This is a genomic window from Actinoalloteichus spitiensis RMV-1378, assembly GCF_000239155.1.
Lineage (GTDB): Bacteria > Actinomycetota > Actinomycetes > Mycobacteriales > Pseudonocardiaceae > Actinoalloteichus_B > Actinoalloteichus_B spitiensis.
In genome coordinates, this window is sequence record NZ_AGVX02000819.1 from 1 (window position 1) to 1,226 (window position 1,226).

Annotated in this window: 3 protein-coding genes; all 3 read left to right on the forward strand. The window is 75.3% G+C overall.

What is annotated here, in order from left to right; all coding sequences use genetic code 11:
- A partial coding sequence (locus ACTIDRAF_RS0225665) for a C40 family peptidase (protein ID WP_016701506.1) occupies window positions 1–464 on the forward strand: 464 nt, incomplete at its 5' end.
- Window positions 465–472: 8 nt separating this feature from the next.
- A complete protein-coding gene (locus tag ACTIDRAF_RS0225670; protein ID WP_016701507.1) occupies window positions 473–865 on the forward strand; it encodes a YbaB/EbfC family nucleoid-associated protein in 393 nt (130 codons plus the stop codon).
- Window positions 865–1,226: YbaB/EbfC family nucleoid-associated protein (locus ACTIDRAF_RS31420; RefSeq protein ID WP_016701508.1), on the forward strand; the 362-nt coding region annotated here is incomplete at its 3' end. The genes ACTIDRAF_RS0225670 and ACTIDRAF_RS31420, both read left to right, overlap by 1 nt.

Below are 1,226 nucleotides of genomic sequence, written 5' to 3' on the forward strand. Positions count from 1 at the left end.
GAGGCGGAGGCGGAGGCGGTACGGCCACGAAACCGCACCTGCCGGTGGCGATCCCGCCCCAACCCGGTGAGGGCGTCGGTGTCAACCTGCCCGACGGTTCCTCCGCCGAGGCCCCGAACGAGGTCGCCGCGGCCGCCGTCCGCAACGCGCTCTCCGCGCTGGGCACCCCGTACGTGTGGGCCGCGTCGAACCCACCGGCGGGAACGGACTGCAGCGGCCTCACGAAGTGGGCCTACGCGGGCGCGGGGCTGGACATCCCGCGCCACTCGGCGGCCCAGGCCGTGGGGGCCGAGGTGCCACCCGGTCAGCTGCTCCCCGGCGACCTGATCGTCTGGCAGGGTCATGTCGCGATGTACATCGGCAACGGTCAGTTGGTGGAGGCGGGCGACCCGGTGCAGGTCGGACCGCTGCGCACCACGAACTCCGGAATGCCGTTCATGGGTTTCTACCGGCCGACGGGATGAGGGCCACCATGACCGACCGGATCGAGCACGGCATCACCAGGGCAGTGGAGCGGATCGAGGCCACCACCGAGCTCGCCGACACCACGGTCGCCCGCCTCAGCGGCGGCACCGCCACGGCGGAGTCCGGGGACGGCACCGTGGCCGCCACGGCGGGACCCGGGGGGCGGCTGGTCCACGTCCGGGTGGCCGAGCAGGCGTTGCGGCTGGGGCCGGAAGGTCTCGCCCGCGAGATCCTCCGCCTCACCGAACAGGCCGGCTCCCGTGCCACCCAGCGGATGCGGAGCGCGTTGTCCCCCGGGCTCGACCCGCGAGTCGAGTCCGGGCTGGACGAGCTCGGCCTCCGGGCGGACGAGGCGCCGGACGACGAGGACGGCTGGACCGTCCCCGGCAGGAGGCGCTGATGACGGCCCCGACGAGCAGGTGGGCGGTCCCGCCCACCGTGGACGAGTTGCGCGGCCGCGCCGAGGAGCGCAGGGCGGGGACCAGCGGTCTTCCCGCCGCGCTGGCGGCGGTGCGGGGCACGGGCCGGGACCGGGACGGCACCGTCGTGGTGACGGTCGACGGCCGAGGAGCCCTGCTCGACCTGCGCATCGACGCGGCGGCCCTCGCGGCGGGCGCGGAGGAGGTCAGCGCCCGTATCACGCGGGCAGCCTCGGAGGCCGCGGCCGACGCCACCCAACGCTCCTACAACGTGCTCGCGCGAGCGCTCGGCGACGAGCTGACCACCGCGATCGAGAACCTGGGATCCCCGGCGCCGGCGAG